Genomic DNA, 19,711 nt, shown 5'->3' with positions numbered 1-19,711 from the left:
GAACAGAAGTTGTTTTTAGATATCTAGCTATTAGAACAAACCGATGGCTGTTCCATCAGCAGCCACATCCATATTCAAAGCAGCTGGACGTTTTGGTAAACCAGGCATGGTCATGACATCCCCAGTCAAAGCGACAATAAAGCCTGCTCCCAATTTTGGAACCACTTCACGAATAGTGATTTCAAAGTTTTCAGGAGCTCCCAAGGCGTTTGGATTATCGGAGAAGCTATATTGTGTTTTGGCCATACAGATTGGCAACTTATCCCATCCATTTTTCACGATTTGGGCAATTTGTGTCTTGGCTTTCTTCTCAAAATTCACCTTCGTACCGCGGTAAATCTCTGTAACAATCTTTTCAATTTTTTCTTCAACAGAAAGGTTGTTATCATACAAGCGTGTGTAGTTAGCTGGACTTGTTTTAATAGTCTTGACTAGCGTTTCAGCAAGGTCAACTCCACCGTCCGCACCATTCGACCATACACTCGCAAGCTCAACTGGTACATCAATTTCAGCACACAATTCTTTCAAAGCAGCAATTTCTGCTTCTGTATCGGTGATAAATTCATTGATGGCAACCACTGCAGGAATGCCAAACTTACGGATATTTTCAACGTGGCGTTTCAAATTGGCAAAACCAGCACGAACAGCCTCTACGTTTTCTTCTGTCAGAGCATCCTTAGTCACTCCACCGTTCATCTTAAGGGCACGGAGTGTCGCTACGATTACGACTGCATCTGGTGATGTAGGCAAGTTTGGAGTTTTAATATCGAGGAATTTTTCAGCACCAAGGTCAGCCCCAAAACCTGCTTCTGTAATCGTATAGTCAGCTAAATGAAGAGCTGTCGTCGTTGCTAATACAGAGTTACATCCATGAGCAATATTGGCAAATGGACCACCGTGAACAAAGGCAGGCGTTCCATAGATGGTTTGAACCAAGTTTGGCTTGATCGCATCTTTGAGGATCAAGGCAAGTGCCCCTTCCACTTCCAAATCACGGACATAGACCGGGCTACGATCAAAACGGTAACCAATCACGATGTTGGCCAAACGACGTTTCAAATCTTCAATATCTGTCGCCAAGCAAAGGATGGCCATGATCTCAGAAGCAACGGTAATATCAAATCCGTCTTCACGCGGAATCCCATTTAAAGGACCGCCAAGACCGACAGAGACATGACGAAGAGCACGGTCATTCAAGTCCACTACCCGTTTCCAGATAATCCGACGTTGGTCAATTCCTAGCTCATTTCCTTGGTGCAAATGATTATCAATCAATGCTGAGAGAGCGTTATTAGCCGTTGTGATCGCATGCATATCCCCTGTGAAATGAAGGTTGATGTCTTCCATCGGTAGAACTTGAGCATAACCACCTCCAGCAGCACCACCTTTAATCCCCATAACTGGACCCAAAGAAGGTTCGCGAATGGCAATCATGGTTTTTTTACCGATTTTATTCAAAGCATCTGCTAGACCAATGGTAATGGTTGATTTCCCTTCTCCAGCTGGAGTTGGGTTGATCGCAGTGACTAAGATAAGTTTTCCTACTGGATTTTTCTCAACTTCACGAATCTTATCAAAGCTCAATTTTGCCTTGTATTTTCCATACAATTCAAGATCATCGTCAACCAAACCAATTTTCTTCACAACGTCCACAATCGGTTGGAGTTCAATGCTTTGAGCAATTTCGATATCTGTTTTCATAAGGGACTCCTTTATATTTGATAGATCTATTATACCTAAAATTCGCGAAAATAACATGGTTTTTCAACCTTTTGAATCGAACGTTCGTTTTTTATCTAAATTTTATGGCTACACATAGCTAATCCTAATAGCTTCAGAACTTTACTTACGTATCTTTTTTGTGTAAAATAAGCATATGCATATTTTAATTACATCAGGCGGGACGAGCGAAGCCATTGATAGCGTTCGTGCGATCACCAATCATTCCACCGGGAGCCTAGGGAAAATTCTTGCAGAAATGGCTCTTACAAAGGGACATCAGGTGACCTTGATCACAACGCCTACCGCGCTTAAACCCGGTCCTCACCCACAGCTTCGTCTTCTATTGATCCAGAATGTCGAAGAACTAGTCGCACAAATGAAAACGGAAGTCCCTCATCATCATGTTTTGATTCACGCTATGGCTGTTTCAGACTACACACCTGTTTACATGACAGGACTTGATGAAGTTGAGAAAGCTCAAGACCTTCATAGCTTTATCCATCGCGAAAATCAGGAAGCGAAAATTTCTTCCAAAGAAGAATACCAAGTGCTCTTTCTAAAGAAAAATCCCAAGATTATCTCGCTTGTCAAAGAATGGAACCCTGCTATTCAACTGATCGGCTTTAAGCTATTAGTTGACGTTTCTTCTGAAGAGTTGATCCAGGTAGCGCGTGAAAGCCTGGTTAAAAATCATGCCAGCATGATCGTTGCCAATGATCTGACCAAGATTCAGAACGGTCAGCATCAAGCCTATCTAGTGACAGATGATCACATCCTAGAAGCTTCTACGAAAACAGAAATCGCAGAGGCTATCCTACGTTATATCAAATAAAAAGGAACATATGACACACATTACTTTAGCGGTTACCGGTAGTATTTCTGCCTATAAGGCTGCTGATATTACCAGCCAACTAACCAAATTGGGCTTTGAAGTGAAGGTCCTCATGACTCCTTCAGCCCAAAAATTTATCACCCCTTTAACCTTGCAAGTTCTTTCAAAAAATCAAGTGGGGCTTGATGTTATGATTGAAGACGATCCACAGCGGATCGAGCACATCGACATTGGGAAAGAAACTGACCTCTTTCTTGTAGCGCCGGCCAGTGCCAATACCATTGCTAAATTGGCTATGGGACTGGCAGATAATATGGTCACAAGCACAGCTCTAGCCTTGCCTCAAAGGACTAAAAAATTACTGGCCCCTGCTATGAATACAAAAATGTTAGAACATCCCGCTACCCAACGAAATCTAAAACTCTTACAAGACTATGGTTACCAGATGATCCAACCTCGTGATGCTGTTCTTGCTTGTGGGGACAAAGGTGCTGGAGCTCTAGCGCCTGTAGAAACTATTGTAGAAACTGTTAAGGAGAATTGTTTATGAGAAAATCATCTTCTATTTCACGAATTGCCATCTTTTTTGCGGTGATGATCACCATTCACTTTGTGACGTCCTTCATTCTGCAATTTGTTCCATCAGGCATTCAACCAACCTTGGTTCATATTCCTGTCGTGATCGCCTCTATCATATACGGTCCACGGATTGGAGCTATCTTAGGACTCCTCATGGGACTCTTTAGCCTCACTATGAATACCCTGGTTATAACACCCGCTAGCTATCTCTTTAGTCCCTTTGTCCCTCACGGGAATCTCTACTCCCTTATCATTGCCATAGTCCCTCGGATTCTCATCGGAGTAACCCCATACTTCGTCTATCGCTGGATTCGCAATCGTACTGGACTTGTGATCGCTGGAATTGTCGGCTCTATGACCAATACTGTTTTCGTTCTAAGTGGGATTTACTTCTTCTTTGGTAACAGTTTTGGAGGGGGAATTCAACATTTCCTTGGCTTGATTGTGTCTACTAACTCACTCATCGAAGTCATTGCGACAGTACTCATTACCAGTGCAGTCGTTCCATCTCTTGAAAAATTAAAATAACCTTCAAAGCCAAGACCAATTTATCTTGGCTTTTTTTGATGGTGAATTAACCCTATTTTTTTTGAAAAGATTTACAATTATCGCTAGAATTTTCTGAAAAAATTTGCTATAATGTAAGCGATTAAATTATAAGCAAAAAGGAGACGCTTGCATGACCTATCAAGAAAACTACCAAAAATGGCTCGACTTTGCTGAATTACCAGCTTACCTTCGTGATGAGTTGGTCGCAATGGATGAAAAAACAAAAGAAGATGCCTTCTATACCAACCTTGAATTCGGTACAGCTGGTATGCGTGGATTAATTGGTGCTGGTACTAACCGTATTAATATCTATGTTGTTCGCCAAGCAACTGAAGGGTTGGCCCAATTGATCGACTCAAAAGGTGAGGAAGCGAAGAAACGCGGCGTTGCGATCGCCTACGACAGCCGTCACTTCTCTCCTGAGTTTGCTTTTGAATCTGCTCAAGTTTTGGCTGCACATGGGATCAAATCGTATGTATTTGAAAGCCTACGTCCAACACCTGAATTGTCGTTTGCTGTTCGTCATCTCCACACATTTGCTGGGATCATGGTAACCGCTAGCCACAACCCTGCTCCATTTAACGGATACAAGGTTTACGGTGAAGACGGTGGACAAATGCCACCTGCAGATGCTGATGCATTGACAGATTACATCCGTGCTATCGAAAATCCTTTCACTGTACAATTGGCTGACCTTGAAGAAAGTAAGGCTAGCGGTCTCATCGAAGTTATCGGTGAAAATGTCGACGCTGAATACTTGAAAGAAGTGAAAGGCGTTAACATCAACCAAGACTTGATCAATGAATACGGTCGCGACATGAAGATTGTCTACACTCCACTTCATGGTACTGGTGAAATGTTGGCTCGTCGTGCTCTTGCCCAAGCTGGATTTGAAGCTGTTCAAGTTGTTGAAGCTCAAGCTGTTCCAGATGCTGACTTCTCAACTGTTAAATCTCCAAACCCTGAAAACCAAGCTGCCTTTGCTCTTGCTGAAGAACTTGGCCGCAAAGTAGACGCTGATGTATTGGTTGCAACTGACCCAGATGCTGACCGCCTTGGTGTTGAAATCCGCCAACCAGACGGTTCTTACCTCAACCTTTCTGGTAACCAAATCGGAGCGATCATTGCTAAATACATTCTTGAAGCTCACAAAACAGCTGGTACCCTTCCTGCCAATGCTGCCCTCTGTAAATCCATCGTATCAACTGAGTTGGTAACTAAGATTGCAGAAAGCTACGGCGCAACCATGTTTAACGTCTTGACTGGTTTCAAATTTATCGGTGAAAAGATTCATGAATTTGAAACGCAACACAACCACACTTACATGCTTGGTTTTGAAGAAAGCTTCGGTTACCTCATCAAACCATTCGTACGTGACAAAGACGCTATCCAAGCCGTTCTTATCGTTGCTGAGATCGCAGCTTACTACCGCTCACGTGGTATGACTTTGGCAGATGGTATCGAAGAAATCTACAAACAATACGGTTACTTCGCAGAAAAAACCATCTCTGTTACCCTTTCAGGTGTGGATGGGGCTGCTGAAATCAAGAAAATCATGGATAAATTCCGTGGTAATGCTCCTAAACAATTTAACAATACAGACATTGCTAAGACAGAAGACTTCTTGGAACAAACAGCTACTACTGCTGACGGCGTTGAAAAATTGACAACTCCTCCAAGCAACGTTCTTAAATACATATTGGCTGATGATTCATGGTTTGCCGTTCGTCCTTCAGGTACAGAACCAAAAATCAAATTCTACATCGCTACAGTTGGTGAATCTGAAGCAGATGCTAAAGAAAAAATTGCGAACATCGAAGCAGAAATCAATGCTTTTGTAGGCTAAAACACGAGGCTGGGACAAAAGTCCTAGCCTCTCAATTATTTTTGGATTGTCGAGCAAGACGCAGTGGTTGAGTGGGCTCTACTACGCTGATTTTATCAGCTTTTACAGCCCTACTCAACTGTGCGGAGGTGGGACGACGAAATCGAATTCTAACGAATTACCGATTTCTCTCCCACTCTCTCTTTCTTTCGTAGCAAATACCAGCGATTTTATAGAAAATATGGCATACTAGACATAGAAGAAAGCGAGGTAATCTCATGGAACAATTTTTAGAAGATATTAAAGATCTTGAAGTCACAACTGTCGCGCGTGCGCAAGAAGCGATCGATCAAAAAGAAACAGCGACCTTCTTTATCGGACGCAAGACTTGCCCTTACTGCCGGAAGTTCGCTGCTAAATTAGCAACTGTCGTAGCTGAAACAAAAGCTCATATCTATTTTATTAATAGTGAAGAACCAAGTCAGCTAGACGCATTACAAGCCTTCCGCTCAACTTACGGCATCCCAACTGTCCCAGGATTTTTACATGTCGAATCTGGTGAAGTCAGTGTTCGTTGCGACTCATCCATGTCTGAAGAAGAAATCAAAGCATTCGCTCATCTATAAAAAAAATAGCTAGAGATCAGTCTCTAGCTATTTTTCATTTTCCGTAAAAGTCGTCCAAATCTTTTGCTGGGGTTTAGCAAAAGGATAGTCCGAAAATTCTTCTGGTGTTAACCAAACAGTCGATTCACTTGCTGGTTGCTCTCCTTCTTTTACTAGGCCGTAACGAAGTTGAACCTGCCACTTGCGATGCGAAAAGACATGCTGGACGATAGGATACGATCTGTCCTGCCATTCAATAGCCAAGTCATAGTCTTGTTCAAAGGAAAGAATTTCTGGGTTGACTTCTGCATGACCTTGCCCATTCAGTAGGGATAATTGACCTAGGTTCTCAGATAGGCCATCCACTTCAATCAAGGGGAAATGCCAAAAACCAGATAAAAGCCCTTCTCGCTCATTTTTCTCCAGCAAGTAGCGACCTTGACTATCCTTGATAATAAAAGCTGTTAGATAGACAGGTACAGGTTTCTTCTTAGGAGCCTTGATGGGATAACGATCCATGGTCCCATGTTGGTAGGCCGCGCTAAATTCCTTAACAGGACTCTCTTCCGGCCGTGGATTGACTGGCGATTCAATATCGGATCCCAAATCCATCAAAGCCTGATTAAAATCACCCGGCCGGGCCGGATCGATCAAGATTTCCATCATGGCTTGAAAAATCTTGCGATTGGTCGGAACTCCGATATCGTAGTCCACTTCAAACAAACGGGCTAGAACACGCATGACATTGCCATCTACTGCTGGCTCTGCTAATCCAAAGGCAATACTAGCAATGGCACCAGCTGTATAAGGCCCAATTCCCTTCAGTTTAGATATTTCCTCATAACTTGATGGAAACACTCCTCCGTGATTTTCCATGATCTGCTGGGCGGCTTTCTGCATATTGCGGACACGTGAGTAATAGCCCAAGCCTTCCCAAGCTTTTAAGAGTTTTTCTTCAGAAGCTTGAGCCAAATCAGCGACCGACGGAAACCAGTCTAAAAAACGCTCATAATAAGGAATCACCGTATCGACACGTGTCTGCTGGAGCATAATTTCTGAGATCCAAATTTTATAAGGATCCTGGGTCCTTCTCCAAGGGAGATCCCGTTTATGGGCATCATACCAAGCTAATAACTTTTCTCGGAAAGAGGCGATTTTTTCCTCCTCCCACATAATAATCCCGTAATCTTTTAAATCTAACATATTCCTAGTATACCATAGAATAAGTTAGTGTTTAGAAATGATGAATTGATAAAGAAAAAGAGGCTGGGACAAAAGTCCTAGCCTCTCAATTATTTTTGGATTGTCGAGCAAGACGCAGTGGCTGAGTGGGTTCTACTACGCTGATTTCATCAGCTTTTACAGCCCTACTCAACTGTGCGGAGGTGGGACGACGAAATCGAATTCTAACGAATTACCGATTTCTGTCCCACTCTCTAAATGTATTTCTTATTGTTCCACGGCTTGAGCTGCTGTGATCAAGGTCAATTTGTAAACGTCATCTGCATTACATCCACGAGAAAGGTCGTTGACTGGTTTGTTCAACCCTTGCAAGACTGGACCTACCGCTGCAAAGCCACCAAGACGTTCTGCCATCTTGTATCCAATGTTACCTGCTTCAATACCAGGGAAGATAAAGACATTGGCTTGACCTGCTACCTTGCTTCCAGGAGCCTTCAAGGCTGCAGTTGCAGGGACAAAGGCTGCGTCAAATTGCAATTCCCCATCAATTTCAAGGTCTGGACGAAGTTCATGAGCAAGCTTAGTCGCTTCGACAACCTTATCAACACTTTCACCGAAACCAGAACCTTTAGTTGAATAGCTCAACATGGCGATTTTCGGATCGATGCCAAACATCTTGGCTGTGATAGCAGAGTTGATGGCAATTTCAGCCAAGCCTTCAGCATCTGGATTGATGTTGATGGCACAGTCCCCGAACAAGTAGCGTTCAGATCCACGAACCATAAGGAAAGCTCCTGAGGTCCGTTTTACATTTGGACGAGTTTTGATAATTTGAAGAGCCGGACGAACAGTTGCGGCTGTTGAGTGAATCGCACCAGATACCATCCCATCAACAATTCCCATGTGCACCAACATGACACCAAAATAGTTAACGTCATCTTTCAAGACTTGACGCGCTTCTTCTTCTGTCATTTTGCCCTTACGACGTTCTACTAAGGAAGCTACCATTTCTTCAAAACCTGGATAAGAATGAGGATCGATGACTTCATATCCATCCAAAACCCCTTCGATTTCAAGATAAATCCGAATTTTATCCGGATTACCAAGCAAGACAGGGGTTACTTCTGTCTCGTTCACAATGCGTTTTGTCGCTTGGAGGATACGAGGTTCTTCACCTTCTGGTAATACAATACGTGCATTCTTACCAACGAGGTTGGCTTTGAGATTTTCGAAAACTTCCATGAGTTTTACTCCTTTTAATAATTAATAACTTGTTTGAAGCTGTGTTAATACAGCTTGGAAATCTGGAGGTAGTGGACATTCTATGACCAATTCTTCCTCTAGAAATGGATGATAATAGGATAGACGATGACAATGAAGGGCCTGGCGCTCAATACCGTCTTCTAGACTTCCCCCATAGAGATCATCTCCCAAAAGCGGAAAACCAATATGAGAAAAATGAACGCGGATCTGATGGGTTCGACCTGTATGTAACTGAATATCCACTAGGTGAATATCACCAAAAGATTGAACAACCTGGTAGCTTGTATGAGCATACTTGCCACCTTTAGCTACCTTTCGGGTGATAATTGAATCTTCATCACGCGCAATCGGAGCAATAATCTCTCCGACAGGATCAAGCTTCCCAGATCCCTTGACCAAGGCATAATAGCGTTTCTGAATCGTTTTAGACTGCAATTGCTTATCCAAGCGAGCATGGGCATAGCCATGTTTGGCAAAGAGCATAACGCCACTTGTATCCTTGTCCAAACGAGTAACAATGTGAACCTGCTGGTTCTCGTAGCCCTGCTTCACATAGTAGCCCTTTACAAAATTGGCTAAGGTATTGGAATGAATCGCACTTGGAATCGATGCAATGCCAAAGGGTTTGTTTAAGACCAAAAAATGATCATCTTCAAACAAAATATCCAAAGGCCGATTCATGGGTTTTAGGGTTTCGAATCCTTCTTCTGCTGGAATATCAATGACCAAGCGATCCCCAATATCCAACAAATAAATTGCATTCTCCGGACGTCCATTGACAAGGATCTGGCCACCACGAAACTTAATCTTTGCTAAGAGCCCCTTAGAAACCTCATGCTTTTTCAGGAAGGTCTTGACCTTGACATGCTCATCGACAATGAATTCAAATCTCATTCTCTATCATCTCCGATAAAGGCATCCTTGACCCGATTCCAGAAGCTGGTGTGACTGGAACTTGCCACAAAATTAATCTTATGGTTGTCAATCTGATATTCTACCTTTGCAATATTACGGTAAGAATAGGTTGAATTGTCGACAGAGATAATGTGGAAGCCAGGTCTTGTCGGTGTAATCTCGATCTTATCCTTTTTAGGGACAATAACAGAAGAACCCAAGGTACGATAGACACGATTGTTGAGACTGGCGATCTCAGCGATCTGTAGCGCCTCAATAGTCGGGTGAAGGACTGCTCCTCCTAAGGATTTGTTGTAAGCCGTACTTCCTGTTGGAGTCGAAACGGTAATCCCGTCTCCTCTGAAGCGCTCAAAATCCACTCCATTAATCGTAAGATCGGCAACCATGGTCCGGTCGCTTCTCTTAATCGTCGCTTCGTTCAACGCTCTCATGGTACGGGTTTCCCCATTTTCGAAAGTAATCTTGACATTCAAAATAGGGTAAGAAACCTTAGCTCCAGTATCATATTTTAAGTTCTCAACCAGCTTATCGATTTCACTGTCTAAGTAATCTGTATAAAATCCTAAGTGTCCGGTATGGACGCCAACAAATCGCACCCGATCCAACTGGTGTTCATACTTGTGAAAGGCCGATAGCAACATCCCATCGCCACCAATTGAAATCACAATATCCGGGTGCTTCTCCGTCAAAATAAAATTATTTTTCCGAAGCTTGTAGCGCAACTGCTGAAAAACCTCTTCACTTTGACGCTTGCGATTGCGAATAATGGATACTTTTTTACCTGTAGTCTTCATCTGTGTCATCACTATTTCCAACGCCATCATTTAACTTACGATGAAGTGGATCAAACAGGGCTTGAGCCTCCTGAATCGCATCCCGAATTGCCCCCATCTCTTCATCCAAGAGATAGGCCAGGTTTGCTGTCGTCTCTAAGCGTTTTTTGATCTCGTCTGGAAAGTCTCCTTTATATTTATAATTAAGCGAGTGTTCAATGGTTGCCCAAAAATTCATGGACAAGGTCCGAATTTGAATCTCTGCTAAGATCGTTTCATTTCCATCAATGGTATCGACCGGATACTCGACCACGACGTGGTAACTCCGGTAGCCACTTGATTTCTTGTGGCGGATGTAATCTCGCTCTTGGACCACGCGCATATCCTGCCGTTGTCTCAGAACCTCTAGGATCTCTTCGACGTCATCCACAAACTGGACCATGATGCGAAGACCAGCAATATCTTGCATATCCTGAGCCAGATTTTCTTCAGAAATATTTCTTCGGATCATCTTTTCGCGAATGCTCTCAATCGGCTTGACCCGTCCTGTAACAAACTCAATTGGAGAATGCTTTTGTTGCTTACGATATTGCTTACGAATCCCACGCAGTTTGATTTTTAATTCCCCAACTGCTTGGATATACGGATCTAAGAAGTTTTCCCAATCAATTGCCATCCTACCACCTTGTAATCTGAACCATTTTTGTATACAATAAACACATCTCTTATTATATCATGAATCGCTTTTGAAAAAAAGCAAAGGACCACAAAATGAACCACTTAGAAATTGAATACAAAACCATGCTAGACAAGGAGGAATACCAATCCCTCCTTCCACTTTTTGCTGATACAGAATTGGTTGTCCAAACCAATCACTATATCGATACCCCCGACCAGCTCATCCGTAAGGAAAAAATGGCCTTGCGGGTGCGTACTTTCACAGATCAGGCTGAATTGACTCTCAAAGTCCCTGAAGATGTTGGCCATTTCGAGTACAATCAAGACCTCAACCCAGAAGAAACCAAGGAGATTCTTCAACACCAACAGTTTCCTGACGGAGAAATCAAAAACCTCTTGATCTCTAAAGAAATCCCCGTTGAACACCTCGCGGTCTGGGGAAGCCTTACAACAGAACGATTCGAAAAAGAAACTGATGCAGGCTTAGTAGCACTAGACCACAGTCTCTATCTAGACACTGAAGATTATGAATTAGAAATCGAGGTCGAAACTGCTGAGCAGGAAGAAAATTTCCATCAGTTCATCAAAGAGCATGGAATCGTCTACAAAGCTGCTAAAAATAAAATCGCCAGATTGGCGGAAAGATTGTAAAATAGCTGAAATTATCGCAAATTTTTGCTAAAATAGTGCTAAGATCAAAAATCTAAATGAGGTTGGAATCACATGTCAGATAAAAAAAATATGAAGCTCTTCTCTCTCAATTCAAATCCAGAGATTGCGCAAAAGATTGCGGATCACGCTGGGGTTCCACTTGGGAAAATTTCATCCCGTCAATTCTCAGATGGTGAAATCCAAGTCAATATTGAGGAAAGTGTTCGTGGATATGATATTTATATCATTCAATCAACCAGTTTCCCTGTCAACAATCACTTGATGGAACTGTTAATTATGGTAGATGCTTGCCAACGGGCCAGCGCAAATACTGTCAATGTGGTCATGCCTTACTTCGGTTATGCTCGCCAAGACCGGACTGCTGCTCCTCGTGAACCAATCACTGCTAAACTCGTCGCAAACATGTTGGTCAAAGCTGGGGTGGATCGTGTCGTCACACTGGATCTCCATGCAGTGCAGGTTCAAGGTTTCTTCGATATTGCCGTGGATAACCTCTTTACCATTCCACTTTTTGCAGAGCACTACATCAACAAAGGTCTAACTGGTCCTGATGTTGTAGTCGTCAGTCCTAAAAATTCAGGTGTCAAACGAGCTCGTAGTTTAGCAGAATATCTTGATGCACCGATTGCCATCATTGATTACGAGCAAGATGATTCGAACCGTGATTATGGCTATATTATCGGGGATGTCAAAGATAAAAAAGCGATCTTGATTGACGATATCCTCAATACTGGGAAGACATTCTCAGAAGCTGCGAAAATCGTCGAACGCGAAGGTGCTACTGAAATTTATGCTGTTTCAAGCCATGGTTTATTTGTGAAAGGAGCTGTCGAGTTATTAGACCAAGCTCCAATCAAAGAAATCTTGGTAACTGATTCTGTTGCCCCAAACGGATCAACTCCAAAAAATATTAACTATCTGACAGCTAGCGAACTGATCGCTGAAGCTATTGTTCGCATTCAAGAAAGAAAACCTGTTAGTCCTCTATTTGCCTACCACAAGAAATAAGGTCTTAATGTGATATATTTTGATAATGCCGCAACAACTCCCCTTCTACCTGAAGTCATTGATAAAATGTCTGCAACTATGAAGACCACTTTTGGAAATCCATCGAGTCTTCATGCTCATGGACGGATGGCTAGTAAACTCCTCCGAGAATCTCGCGAGCAGATTGCTCAGTCTCTCCATACTCTTCCAAATCGTGTTTTCTTCACTTCAGGTGGATCAGAAAGTAATAATACTGTGATAAAAGGCTACTGCTTGAAACACCAGGCAGATGGCAAACACATCATTACTACCGCTTTGGAACACCATGCTGTTCTCGAACCCATTGAATACCTTGTAGAACGTTTCGGATTTGAAGTCACGATCGTGCCACCAAGAGAAGGGCGTATTCAGGCTAGTGATATCAAGGCAGCTCTTAGACCGGATACCATTCTTGTCTCTACCATGTTTGCCAATAACGAGACTGGAGATCTTCTACCGATTAAAGAAATCGGAGAACTCTTAAAAAATCATCCCGCTGCCTTTCATGTTGATGCTGTCCAAGCAATTGGGAAAGTCCCGGTCTATCCCGAAGAGTTAGGGATTGATTTTCTCAGTGCTTCTGCCCACAAATTCCATGGCCCCAAGGGAGTCGGTTTCCTTTATGCAGCCGTCCCAGATTTTGATAATCTCATCCATGGTGGTGATCAGGAAAGTAAGATGAGAGCCAGCACGGAAAATCTCATTTCTATTGTCGGGATGGCAACTGCGCTTCAGCAAGCTACACTACATCAAGTAGAAAATTTCAACCAGGTTCAAAAACTCGGCCAAGAACTAGTCAATGGTTTAGCAGCCTACGACTACTACGTAAATGCGAATGACGATCATCTTCCATTTGTTTGGAACCTTGGCTTTCCGGGTGTCCAAAATGATGTATTATTGATGCGACTCGATCTTGCTGGAATTTCTGTCTCTACAGGTTCTGCTTGTACCGCCGGTACAGTTCAACCCAGCCATGTCCTTGAGGCGCTCTATGGAAAAGATAGCTCACGCCTAAAAGAATCCCTTCGAATTAGTTTTTCAGAACTCAATACCGTAGAGGAGGTTCAAGACTTCCTCGCAAAACTTAAAGAAATTTTATCATAGGAGAACAATATGGCTTTTGAAACAAGTGTTTCATTGAAAGACTGCAAATATACCTATAGTCTACACCCAAATGTTAAAAAATATACCTTACGTGACAATACATTCGCTGTTACCAAAGTTGGAAATTACGAGTTAAATCGTTTGCTCGAAGCCGTTCCAAATAGCGGCGAAGGCTTCCTACTTAAAATTATTTTCAATAAAGATTTGACAGGTTTTAAGATCAATATTACAGACAAGTCTGGACTTCGCCTGGTTAATATCTTTAAAAATCCAGAAAATGACATTATCCAACAAAAATTCTATTTCTTAATGGATAGTCTTGTCGAAAGAGAAATTTTCAACAAAACAGAGGCCTAATATGGTAACCCTAACTTATATCGACGCTTACCAAGTAGAACGAACGACTACTTATACTGACCTTGCGGCTTGTATCCTAGCATTTTCAGGCTGTGTAACCTTGCCTGACTCATACTCAATTGTATCGATTGAATACAAGGGGGAAAAGCTACCCTATACAGGACGAGTCGATGGACTCTATGCTTTTTTGAAAAAGGTAGAACAAGCTGAAAACTAAGCTGATGCTGATGGAACTCTCCCATCGTCATCAGCTTTTTCTTTAGACAAAAATATTTTTGAAAAACCACTCTAGATAGTTGATTTTTTCACAATCTTCCTATACAATAAGAGGGAAAGGTTGTGATATTGTGAAACATGATAAAAATACTCCAATTCCACGCGCAACAGCAAAACGCTTATCGCTCTACTACCGCATTTTTAAACGCTTTAACTCTGAAAAAATAGAGCGCGCCAATTCCAAGCAAATTGCTGATGCAATTGGGATTGACTCTGCTACTGTTCGACGAGATTTCTCATATTTTGGTGAATTAGGAAGACGTGGATTTGGTTATGACGTAAAAAAACTGATGAACTTCTTTGCAGATCTTTTAAATGACAATGCCATTACCAATGTCGCTATTGTGGGGATCGGAAATATGGGAAGTGCGCTTCTCAACTATCGCTTCCATGAACGCAATAAGATGAAAATTGTCATGGCATTTGATCTAGACGATCATGAGCTGATCAATACCAAAAGTAAGGACGGAATTCCCATTTACGGTATTTCCACCATCAAAGAAAAGCTCAAACAAGAAGGCATTCAAACAGCCATCCTTACTGTTCCTAGCGTCAAGGCTCAAGAAGTTGCTAGTCTTTTGGTAGACGCTGGTGTCAAGGGAATTCTCAGCTTCTCACCAGTACATCTAACAGTCCCTAAAGATGTCGTCGTTCAATATGTCGATCTCACCAGTGAATTGCAAACACTCCTTTATTTCATGCGAAAAAACGAAGAATAAAGACTTATACATTAACAAGAAAAGAGGCTGGGACAAAAGTCCTAGCCTCTCAATTATTTTTGGATTGTCGAGCAAGACGCAGTGATTGAGTGGGCTCTACTACGCTGATTTTAACAGCTTTTACAGCCCTACTCAACTGTGCGGAGGTGGGACGACGAAATCGAATTCTAACGAATTAACGATTTCTGTCCCACTCTCTTTTTTATGCCAAATAATCGGTTTCTTCACGGTAACTATAATAGTTTTCTTCAGATACAATCAAATGATCCAATAAGGTCAACCCCATTACTTCACAGGCCTCTAAGACTCTATGAGTGACTTCATCATCATTTTTACTGGGGAACACGGCACCAGATGGATGATTGTGAGCCAAGATAATGGAGGTTGCCATGTGCTTCAGTGCATAATGCAGGATTTCACGGGGCTCTGCAATACTTCTATTTACTGTTCCAATAAATATCGTCTGTTGATGAATAATTTCATTCTGTGTATTCAAATAGAGGGCAACCAGGTGCTCCTGTTTTTTATGGCCAATTTCCTGTTGTATTTTATGAGCCAATTTCTGACTACTCATGATTTGTTCAGAACTCATTAATTCATCTTTATGAATCCTTCGCCCAAACTCAATCACAGCCTGAAGTTCGATGGCCTTCACCCGGCCAATACCTGAGATTTCCTGTAGCTCCTCTAGGGTTAATTGACTTAACTCCTTTAAACTATTAACCGAACTCAAAAGACCTTGTGCAATCTCATAAACGCTTTTTTTCTTATTGCCTGTCCGTAAGAGAATGGATAGCAATTCTTGATGACTCAGCTTATCTACCCCTTCAGAAACCAAACGTTCTCTAGGAAGCAAAGATGGTTCAATAAATGATATGTCGTACATAATTTCCTCCTCACTTATTAATTCGTAATAAATGAAGAAAACGACAACCTTTCATTATTTACAGGCGATTTCTTGTTTCAAGTCATCTAACACTAAGACTTCATCTTTATTAAAGCGGATCTGGTAACCTGTTTGAACTTGTTCAAGCTCTTTTAAAAACTGTTGAATTTCACAGCGAATCAAGTACTCCTGGCTCTGAGGAATGGCCTCTAAAACTTGGTAGACCTGCTCTACTTCGTAGATTCCTTTCGTAATTAAACCATTTCGTGGAAAATCGTTTACTAAGAGATTATAGAAATGATGCAAGAGATGATAAATTCGCTCTTTCGTCACTATTCTACCTCCTTATCATACTCTTTCCCCTTTATTATATACTGATTTTCCCTTAATATTATGACAAGTTCCTTACATTATATTACCAATCTCTTACAATTTTACAAGAATTTCTCCCAGCCTCCTACATAGAAAAGGCCCAGACATTTCTGTCTCGGGCTTTATTTTCTTAAAGTTGCATTTGATTATAAGACTTGCTGAATGAATCCAGGATGTCTTTTGGAGCCTTGTCATAGTCAACAGAGGTTTCCAAATTTCCTTTTACAATCGTACGGTAAGTCGCTGCAGCATCCTCACAGGTCACTAAAGTGATCTCATTAACGCCTTCACGATCTTGAATGACATCTACACGATCTGGAGTCACTGTCTCAACTGACGAGATGACATAAGTATAGATTTTTTCTTTGTCCGTGATGTAGATCTTCATTCCCGCCTTGGCTTTCTCTAATGGTGAGAATAACATGGCATTTGCTCCAGTTAGGCCAAATACATGGTGGCTAGCAAGAGAATAATTGCCTTGCCCCATGACTTGGTTTTCCTTCATGGTCCCTGCTCCGTAGTAGAGGGCTACATTTTCAAGCCCCTTAAAGATCGGAAGGTTCATGTTTAATTCAGGAATCGAAATCCCCCCAATTACTGGTAGCTTTTGAGCTTGCCATTGGGCATTGATGACGGCTTCCGTCGAGAGTGACTGGACATGTTGGAAATCAAAGCTCGTCTTCACTTCTTTATTCTTATCAATGGTTTTTTTATCGACCTTACTAACCTGGTATTGGTTGGTATGCCAAACCATAATCATGTTTCGGATCGGAGCATTGAAAATCAAGAGAAGCGAGAGAATAATCAAAAGTGTTGCAACGATATTGATAAGAGTATTGCGTAAACTCTTTTTCTTTTTTCTTTTGCGTGACATGCTGTCCCCTTATCTATTCGTTTTCTTCCACTACTTCTTCATCTTTTTCATCGGGCTGGACTGTTGTAAAGGTCACAATTTTCGCATCCTGATCCAGTCTCATGACTTTCACACCCTGAGTTGAACGACCCGTTTGAGAGATATTTTCAACACTTGTACGGATCATGACTCCGGTATCGGTAATGATCATCAGATCTTCATCCCCTTTAACGGTTAAAAGACCAGCTAAGGGACCATTTTTCTCTGTGATATTGGCTGTCTTGATTCCTTTACCGCCACGGCCTTTGGTTGGGTATTCGCTAGCCATTGTCCGCTTACCATACCCTTTTTCAGTGATGATCAATACTTCATCTTGATCCGTAACGACGCTAGCCCCAACAACCTTGTCTCCTTCGCGGAGATTCACACCACGTACACCTGTGGCAGAGCGTCCCATATTCCGAACTACAGCCTCATTAAAGCGGACAGAATAACCATACTTGGTACCGATAATGACGTCAGCATTGCCATCTGTAAGGAAGACATTGATCAATTCATCCTCATCGCGCAGATTCAGAGCTTTGAGACCGTTCTGACGAATATTTGAAAATTCAGCTACATTGGTCCGCTTGACCAAACCTTGTCGCGTCGTAAAGAAGAGATAAGCTTTATCACTGCGGTCTTGCTCCACATTGATAATGGTTTGAATCGATTCACCTTCGTCCAATTTTAAGAGGTTGACGATTGGTAATCCTTTAGCTGTCCGGCCATATTCTGGAATCTCATAACCTTTCAGACGATAGACACGCCCTTTATTGGTAAAGAAGAGCAAATGATCATGGGTGCTCGTAGAGACCAGTTCACGGACAAAGTCATCATCTTTGACACCAGTTCCTTGGACCCCACGTCCACCACGTTTTTGAGCGGTAAATTCCGCTTGATCCAAACGTTTGATGTAGCCTTTGTTAGAAAGGGTGATCAAGACATCTGTTTCTTCAATCAAGTCCTCATCTTCAAGAGAAAGGACTTCTCCGATCATCAACTCAGTTCGGCGAGCATCGCCAAACTTGCGTTTGACTTCTTCCAATTCTTCCTTGATGATGGTCGCCACACGTTCTGGTTTCGCCAAAATATCAGCCAAATCAGCAATCAAGGCAACCAAATCATCGTATTCACTTTGGATCTTGTCTCGTTCCAAACCGGTCAAACGACGAAGACGCATGTCCAAAATGGCTTGGCTTTGACGTTCAGAGAGCTTGAATTTAGCCATCAATTCAGCTTGTGCTTCAGCGTCTGTCCGGCTATTGCGGATGATCCGGATCACTTCATCGATGTGATCCAAGGCAATGAGCAAACCTTCTAAGATATGGGCACGTGCTTCCGCTTTTTCTTTATCAAAGATGGTCCGTCGAGTCACCACTTCTTTCTGGTGCTCAATATAAGCCCCTAAAATTTGTCGAAGAGAAAGAATCTTTGGAACACCATTTTGGATCGCCAACATATTGAAACCAAAATTGGTTTGCATTTGTGTCATCTTAAAGAGGTTGTTCAAAATAACGTTAGCCGAAGCATCTCGGCGGACCTCAATCACAAAACGAACCCCTTCACGGTTTGATTCATCACGTACAGCTGTAATCCCTTCGATCCGTTTTTCTTGCACCAAGCGAACGATGTGCTCGTGCACCTTGGTTTTATTGACCATATAAGGGAACTCAGTGACAACAATCCGTTCACGGCCACTCTTGGTTACTTCAATCTCTGTACGAGAACGAAGAACAATTGAACCTTTCCCTGTTTCATAGGCCTTATGAATACCTGATTTCCCCATGACCAAGGCTCCGGTTGGAAAATCTGGACCAGGCAGCACTTCCATGAGTTCACGAGTGGTCACTTCAGGATTGTCCATCATCAGCTTCACTGCATCAATGGTTTCTCCCAAATTGTGTGGAGGAATATTGGTTGCCATCCCAACGGCAATCCCTGTAGCTCCATTCACAAGAAGGTTAGGGAAGCGTGCTGGTAGCACCATGGGCTCCCGCTCACTGGCATCATAGTTATCTGCAAAATCAACTGTATTCTTATTGATATCCCGCAACATCTCAAGTGCGATCTTGCTCATACGGGCTTCGGTATACCGTTGTGCAGCGGCCCCATCTCCGTCCATAGAACCAAAGTTCCCATGGCCGTCCACTAGCATATAGCGATAGCTCCACCATTGCGCCATCCGAACCATGGCTTCATAAATAGAGGAATCCCCGTGTGGGTGGTATTTACCCATAACATCCCCTGTGATACGGGCTGACTTCTTATGTGGTTTATCTGGCGTAACACCCAATTCATTCATACCATACAAAATACGACGGTGAACGGGTTTTAAACCATCCCGAACATCAGGGAGGGCACGAGCTACGATAACACTCATGGCATAATCGATAAAACTCGTCTTCATTTCTGATGTTAAATTCACATCAATTAGATTATTATCCTGCATTCAAAAAATGCCTCTCTTTACTTAATTCACCA

At 42.4% G+C, this 19,711-nt stretch carries 21 protein-coding genes; 11 read left to right on the top strand and 10 right to left on the bottom strand.

The genetic code is table 11. The annotated features are described in order from the left end of the window. Window positions 1–30: 30 nt before the first annotated feature. A complete protein-coding gene (locus NMM13_RS06100; protein WP_254728095.1) occupies window positions 31–1,701 on the bottom strand; it encodes a formate--tetrahydrofolate ligase in 1,671 nt (556 codons plus the stop codon). Between the two features lie 175 nt (window positions 1,702–1,876). Here NMM13_RS06100 and NMM13_RS06095 point away from each other — a divergent pair, with 175 nt between their 5' ends. The 5 genes from NMM13_RS06095 (at window position 1,877) to NMM13_RS06075 (ending at window position 6,133) form a co-directional block, all read left to right on the top strand. Beyond that, window positions 1,877–2,554 carry a phosphopantothenate--cysteine ligase gene (locus NMM13_RS06095; RefSeq protein ID WP_254728092.1) on the top strand — a complete coding sequence of 226 codons (678 nt, stop codon included), beginning with the start codon at window positions 1,877–1,879 and terminating at the stop codon, window positions 2,552–2,554. 10 nt (window positions 2,555–2,564) lie between these two features. Beyond that, the gene (gene coaC, locus NMM13_RS06090) at window positions 2,565–3,104 is read left to right on the top strand and encodes a phosphopantothenoylcysteine decarboxylase (RefSeq protein ID WP_070661384.1); all 540 of its coding nucleotides are present in this window, start codon (window positions 2,565–2,567) and stop codon (window positions 3,102–3,104) included. Next, entirely contained in the window at window positions 3,101–3,661 is a 561-nt protein-coding gene (locus NMM13_RS06085; RefSeq protein ID WP_195327132.1) for an ECF transporter S component, read from the top strand. The genes coaC and NMM13_RS06085 overlap by 4 nt, the downstream gene beginning before the upstream one ends. A gap of 151 nt (window positions 3,662–3,812) precedes the next feature. Next, complete coding sequence (locus tag NMM13_RS06080; protein WP_049499034.1) at window positions 3,813–5,528, top strand: phospho-sugar mutase; 1,716 nt, start codon at window positions 3,813–3,815, stop codon at window positions 5,526–5,528. A gap of 257 nt (window positions 5,529–5,785) precedes the next feature. Beyond that, window positions 5,786–6,133, top strand: coding sequence for a thiol reductase thioredoxin (locus tag NMM13_RS06075; protein ID WP_023918049.1), 348 nt, complete (start codon window positions 5,786–5,788; stop codon window positions 6,131–6,133). Window positions 6,134–6,160: 27 nt separating this feature from the next. Here the strand turns inward: NMM13_RS06075 and mutY are convergent, their stop codons facing one another. The 5 genes from mutY to NMM13_RS06050 all read right to left on the bottom strand — a co-directional run bounded on the left by mutY (window position 6,161) and on the right by NMM13_RS06050 (window position 10,921). Further along, window positions 6,161–7,315, bottom strand: a complete 1,155-nt coding sequence (gene mutY, locus NMM13_RS06070) for an A/G-specific adenine glycosylase (protein ID WP_254728090.1) — start codon at window positions 7,313–7,315, stop codon at window positions 6,161–6,163. A gap of 246 nt (window positions 7,316–7,561) precedes the next feature. Further along, window positions 7,562–8,536, bottom strand: coding sequence for a phosphate acetyltransferase (gene pta / locus NMM13_RS06065; protein WP_021153149.1), 975 nt, complete (start codon window positions 8,534–8,536; stop codon window positions 7,562–7,564). 21 nt (window positions 8,537–8,557) lie between these two features. Continuing rightward, the gene (locus tag NMM13_RS06060) at window positions 8,558–9,451 is read right to left on the bottom strand and encodes an RluA family pseudouridine synthase (protein ID WP_254728088.1); all 894 of its coding nucleotides are present in this window, start codon (window positions 9,449–9,451) and stop codon (window positions 8,558–8,560) included. After that, window positions 9,448–10,266, bottom strand: a complete 819-nt coding sequence (locus NMM13_RS06055; protein ID WP_282188909.1) for an NAD kinase — start codon at window positions 10,264–10,266, stop codon at window positions 9,448–9,450. Before NMM13_RS06055 ends, NMM13_RS06060 begins: the two co-directional genes overlap by 4 nt. Next, the gene (locus NMM13_RS06050) at window positions 10,250–10,921 is read right to left on the bottom strand and encodes a GTP pyrophosphokinase family protein (RefSeq protein WP_023918039.1); all 672 of its coding nucleotides are present in this window, start codon (window positions 10,919–10,921) and stop codon (window positions 10,250–10,252) included. The genes NMM13_RS06055 and NMM13_RS06050 overlap by 17 nt, the downstream gene beginning before the upstream one ends. Window positions 10,922–11,016: 95 nt before the next feature. On the opposite strand from NMM13_RS06050, the gene NMM13_RS06045 reads away from it, so the two are divergent. The 6 genes from NMM13_RS06045 to NMM13_RS06020 all read left to right on the top strand — a co-directional run bounded on the left by NMM13_RS06045 (window position 11,017) and on the right by NMM13_RS06020 (window position 15,077). Then, window positions 11,017–11,574 (top strand): CYTH domain-containing protein, encoded by a 558-nt coding sequence (locus NMM13_RS06045; RefSeq protein ID WP_024055732.1) that lies wholly within the window; start codon window positions 11,017–11,019, stop codon window positions 11,572–11,574. Window positions 11,575–11,646: 72 nt separating this feature from the next. Beyond that, entirely contained in the window at window positions 11,647–12,603 is a 957-nt protein-coding gene (locus NMM13_RS06040) for a ribose-phosphate diphosphokinase (RefSeq protein WP_254728086.1), read from the top strand. A gap of 9 nt (window positions 12,604–12,612) precedes the next feature. Next, complete coding sequence (locus NMM13_RS06035) at window positions 12,613–13,725, top strand: cysteine desulfurase family protein (protein ID WP_254728084.1); 1,113 nt, start codon at window positions 12,613–12,615, stop codon at window positions 13,723–13,725. 9 nt (window positions 13,726–13,734) lie between these two features. Continuing rightward, window positions 13,735–14,082, top strand: coding sequence for a DUF1831 domain-containing protein (locus NMM13_RS06030; RefSeq protein ID WP_009730974.1), 348 nt, complete (start codon window positions 13,735–13,737; stop codon window positions 14,080–14,082). Between the two features lies 1 nt (window position 14,083). After that, window positions 14,084–14,299, top strand: coding sequence for a DUF4649 family protein (locus NMM13_RS06025; RefSeq protein ID WP_254728082.1), 216 nt, complete (start codon window positions 14,084–14,086; stop codon window positions 14,297–14,299). A 130-nt stretch (window positions 14,300–14,429) separates the two neighbouring features. Continuing rightward, on the top strand, window positions 14,430–15,077 hold the full coding sequence (locus NMM13_RS06020; protein ID WP_049472498.1) for a redox-sensing transcriptional repressor Rex: 648 nt from the start codon (window positions 14,430–14,432) through the stop codon (window positions 15,075–15,077). A gap of 202 nt (window positions 15,078–15,279) precedes the next feature. Here the strand turns inward: NMM13_RS06020 and radC are convergent, their stop codons facing one another. The 4 genes from radC to gyrA all read right to left on the bottom strand — a co-directional run bounded on the left by radC (window position 15,280) and on the right by gyrA (window position 19,679). Next, window positions 15,280–15,963 carry a DNA repair protein RadC gene (gene radC / locus NMM13_RS06015; RefSeq protein ID WP_031577011.1) on the bottom strand — a complete coding sequence of 228 codons (684 nt, stop codon included), beginning with the start codon at window positions 15,961–15,963 and terminating at the stop codon, window positions 15,280–15,282. A gap of 54 nt (window positions 15,964–16,017) precedes the next feature. After that, window positions 16,018–16,296, bottom strand: coding sequence for a porphobilinogen deaminase (locus tag NMM13_RS06010; protein WP_254728080.1), 279 nt, complete (start codon window positions 16,294–16,296; stop codon window positions 16,018–16,020). A 169-nt stretch (window positions 16,297–16,465) separates the two neighbouring features. Beyond that, the gene (locus tag NMM13_RS06005; RefSeq protein ID WP_014713268.1) at window positions 16,466–17,209 is read right to left on the bottom strand and encodes a class A sortase; all 744 of its coding nucleotides are present in this window, start codon (window positions 17,207–17,209) and stop codon (window positions 16,466–16,468) included. Window positions 17,210–17,222: 13 nt separating this feature from the next. Beyond that, entirely contained in the window at window positions 17,223–19,679 is a 2,457-nt protein-coding gene (gene gyrA / locus NMM13_RS06000) for a DNA gyrase subunit A (RefSeq protein ID WP_254728079.1), read from the bottom strand. Window positions 19,680–19,711: the final 32 nt, after the last annotated feature.

It is taken from the genome of Streptococcus sp. CF8_St5-11 (assembly GCF_024295625.1).
In the GTDB taxonomy this organism is placed as follows: domain Bacteria; phylum Bacillota; class Bacilli; order Lactobacillales; family Streptococcaceae; genus Streptococcus.
The sequence above is the reverse complement of the archived record's forward strand: the minus strand, read 5'-3'. Positions and strand labels throughout refer to the sequence as shown.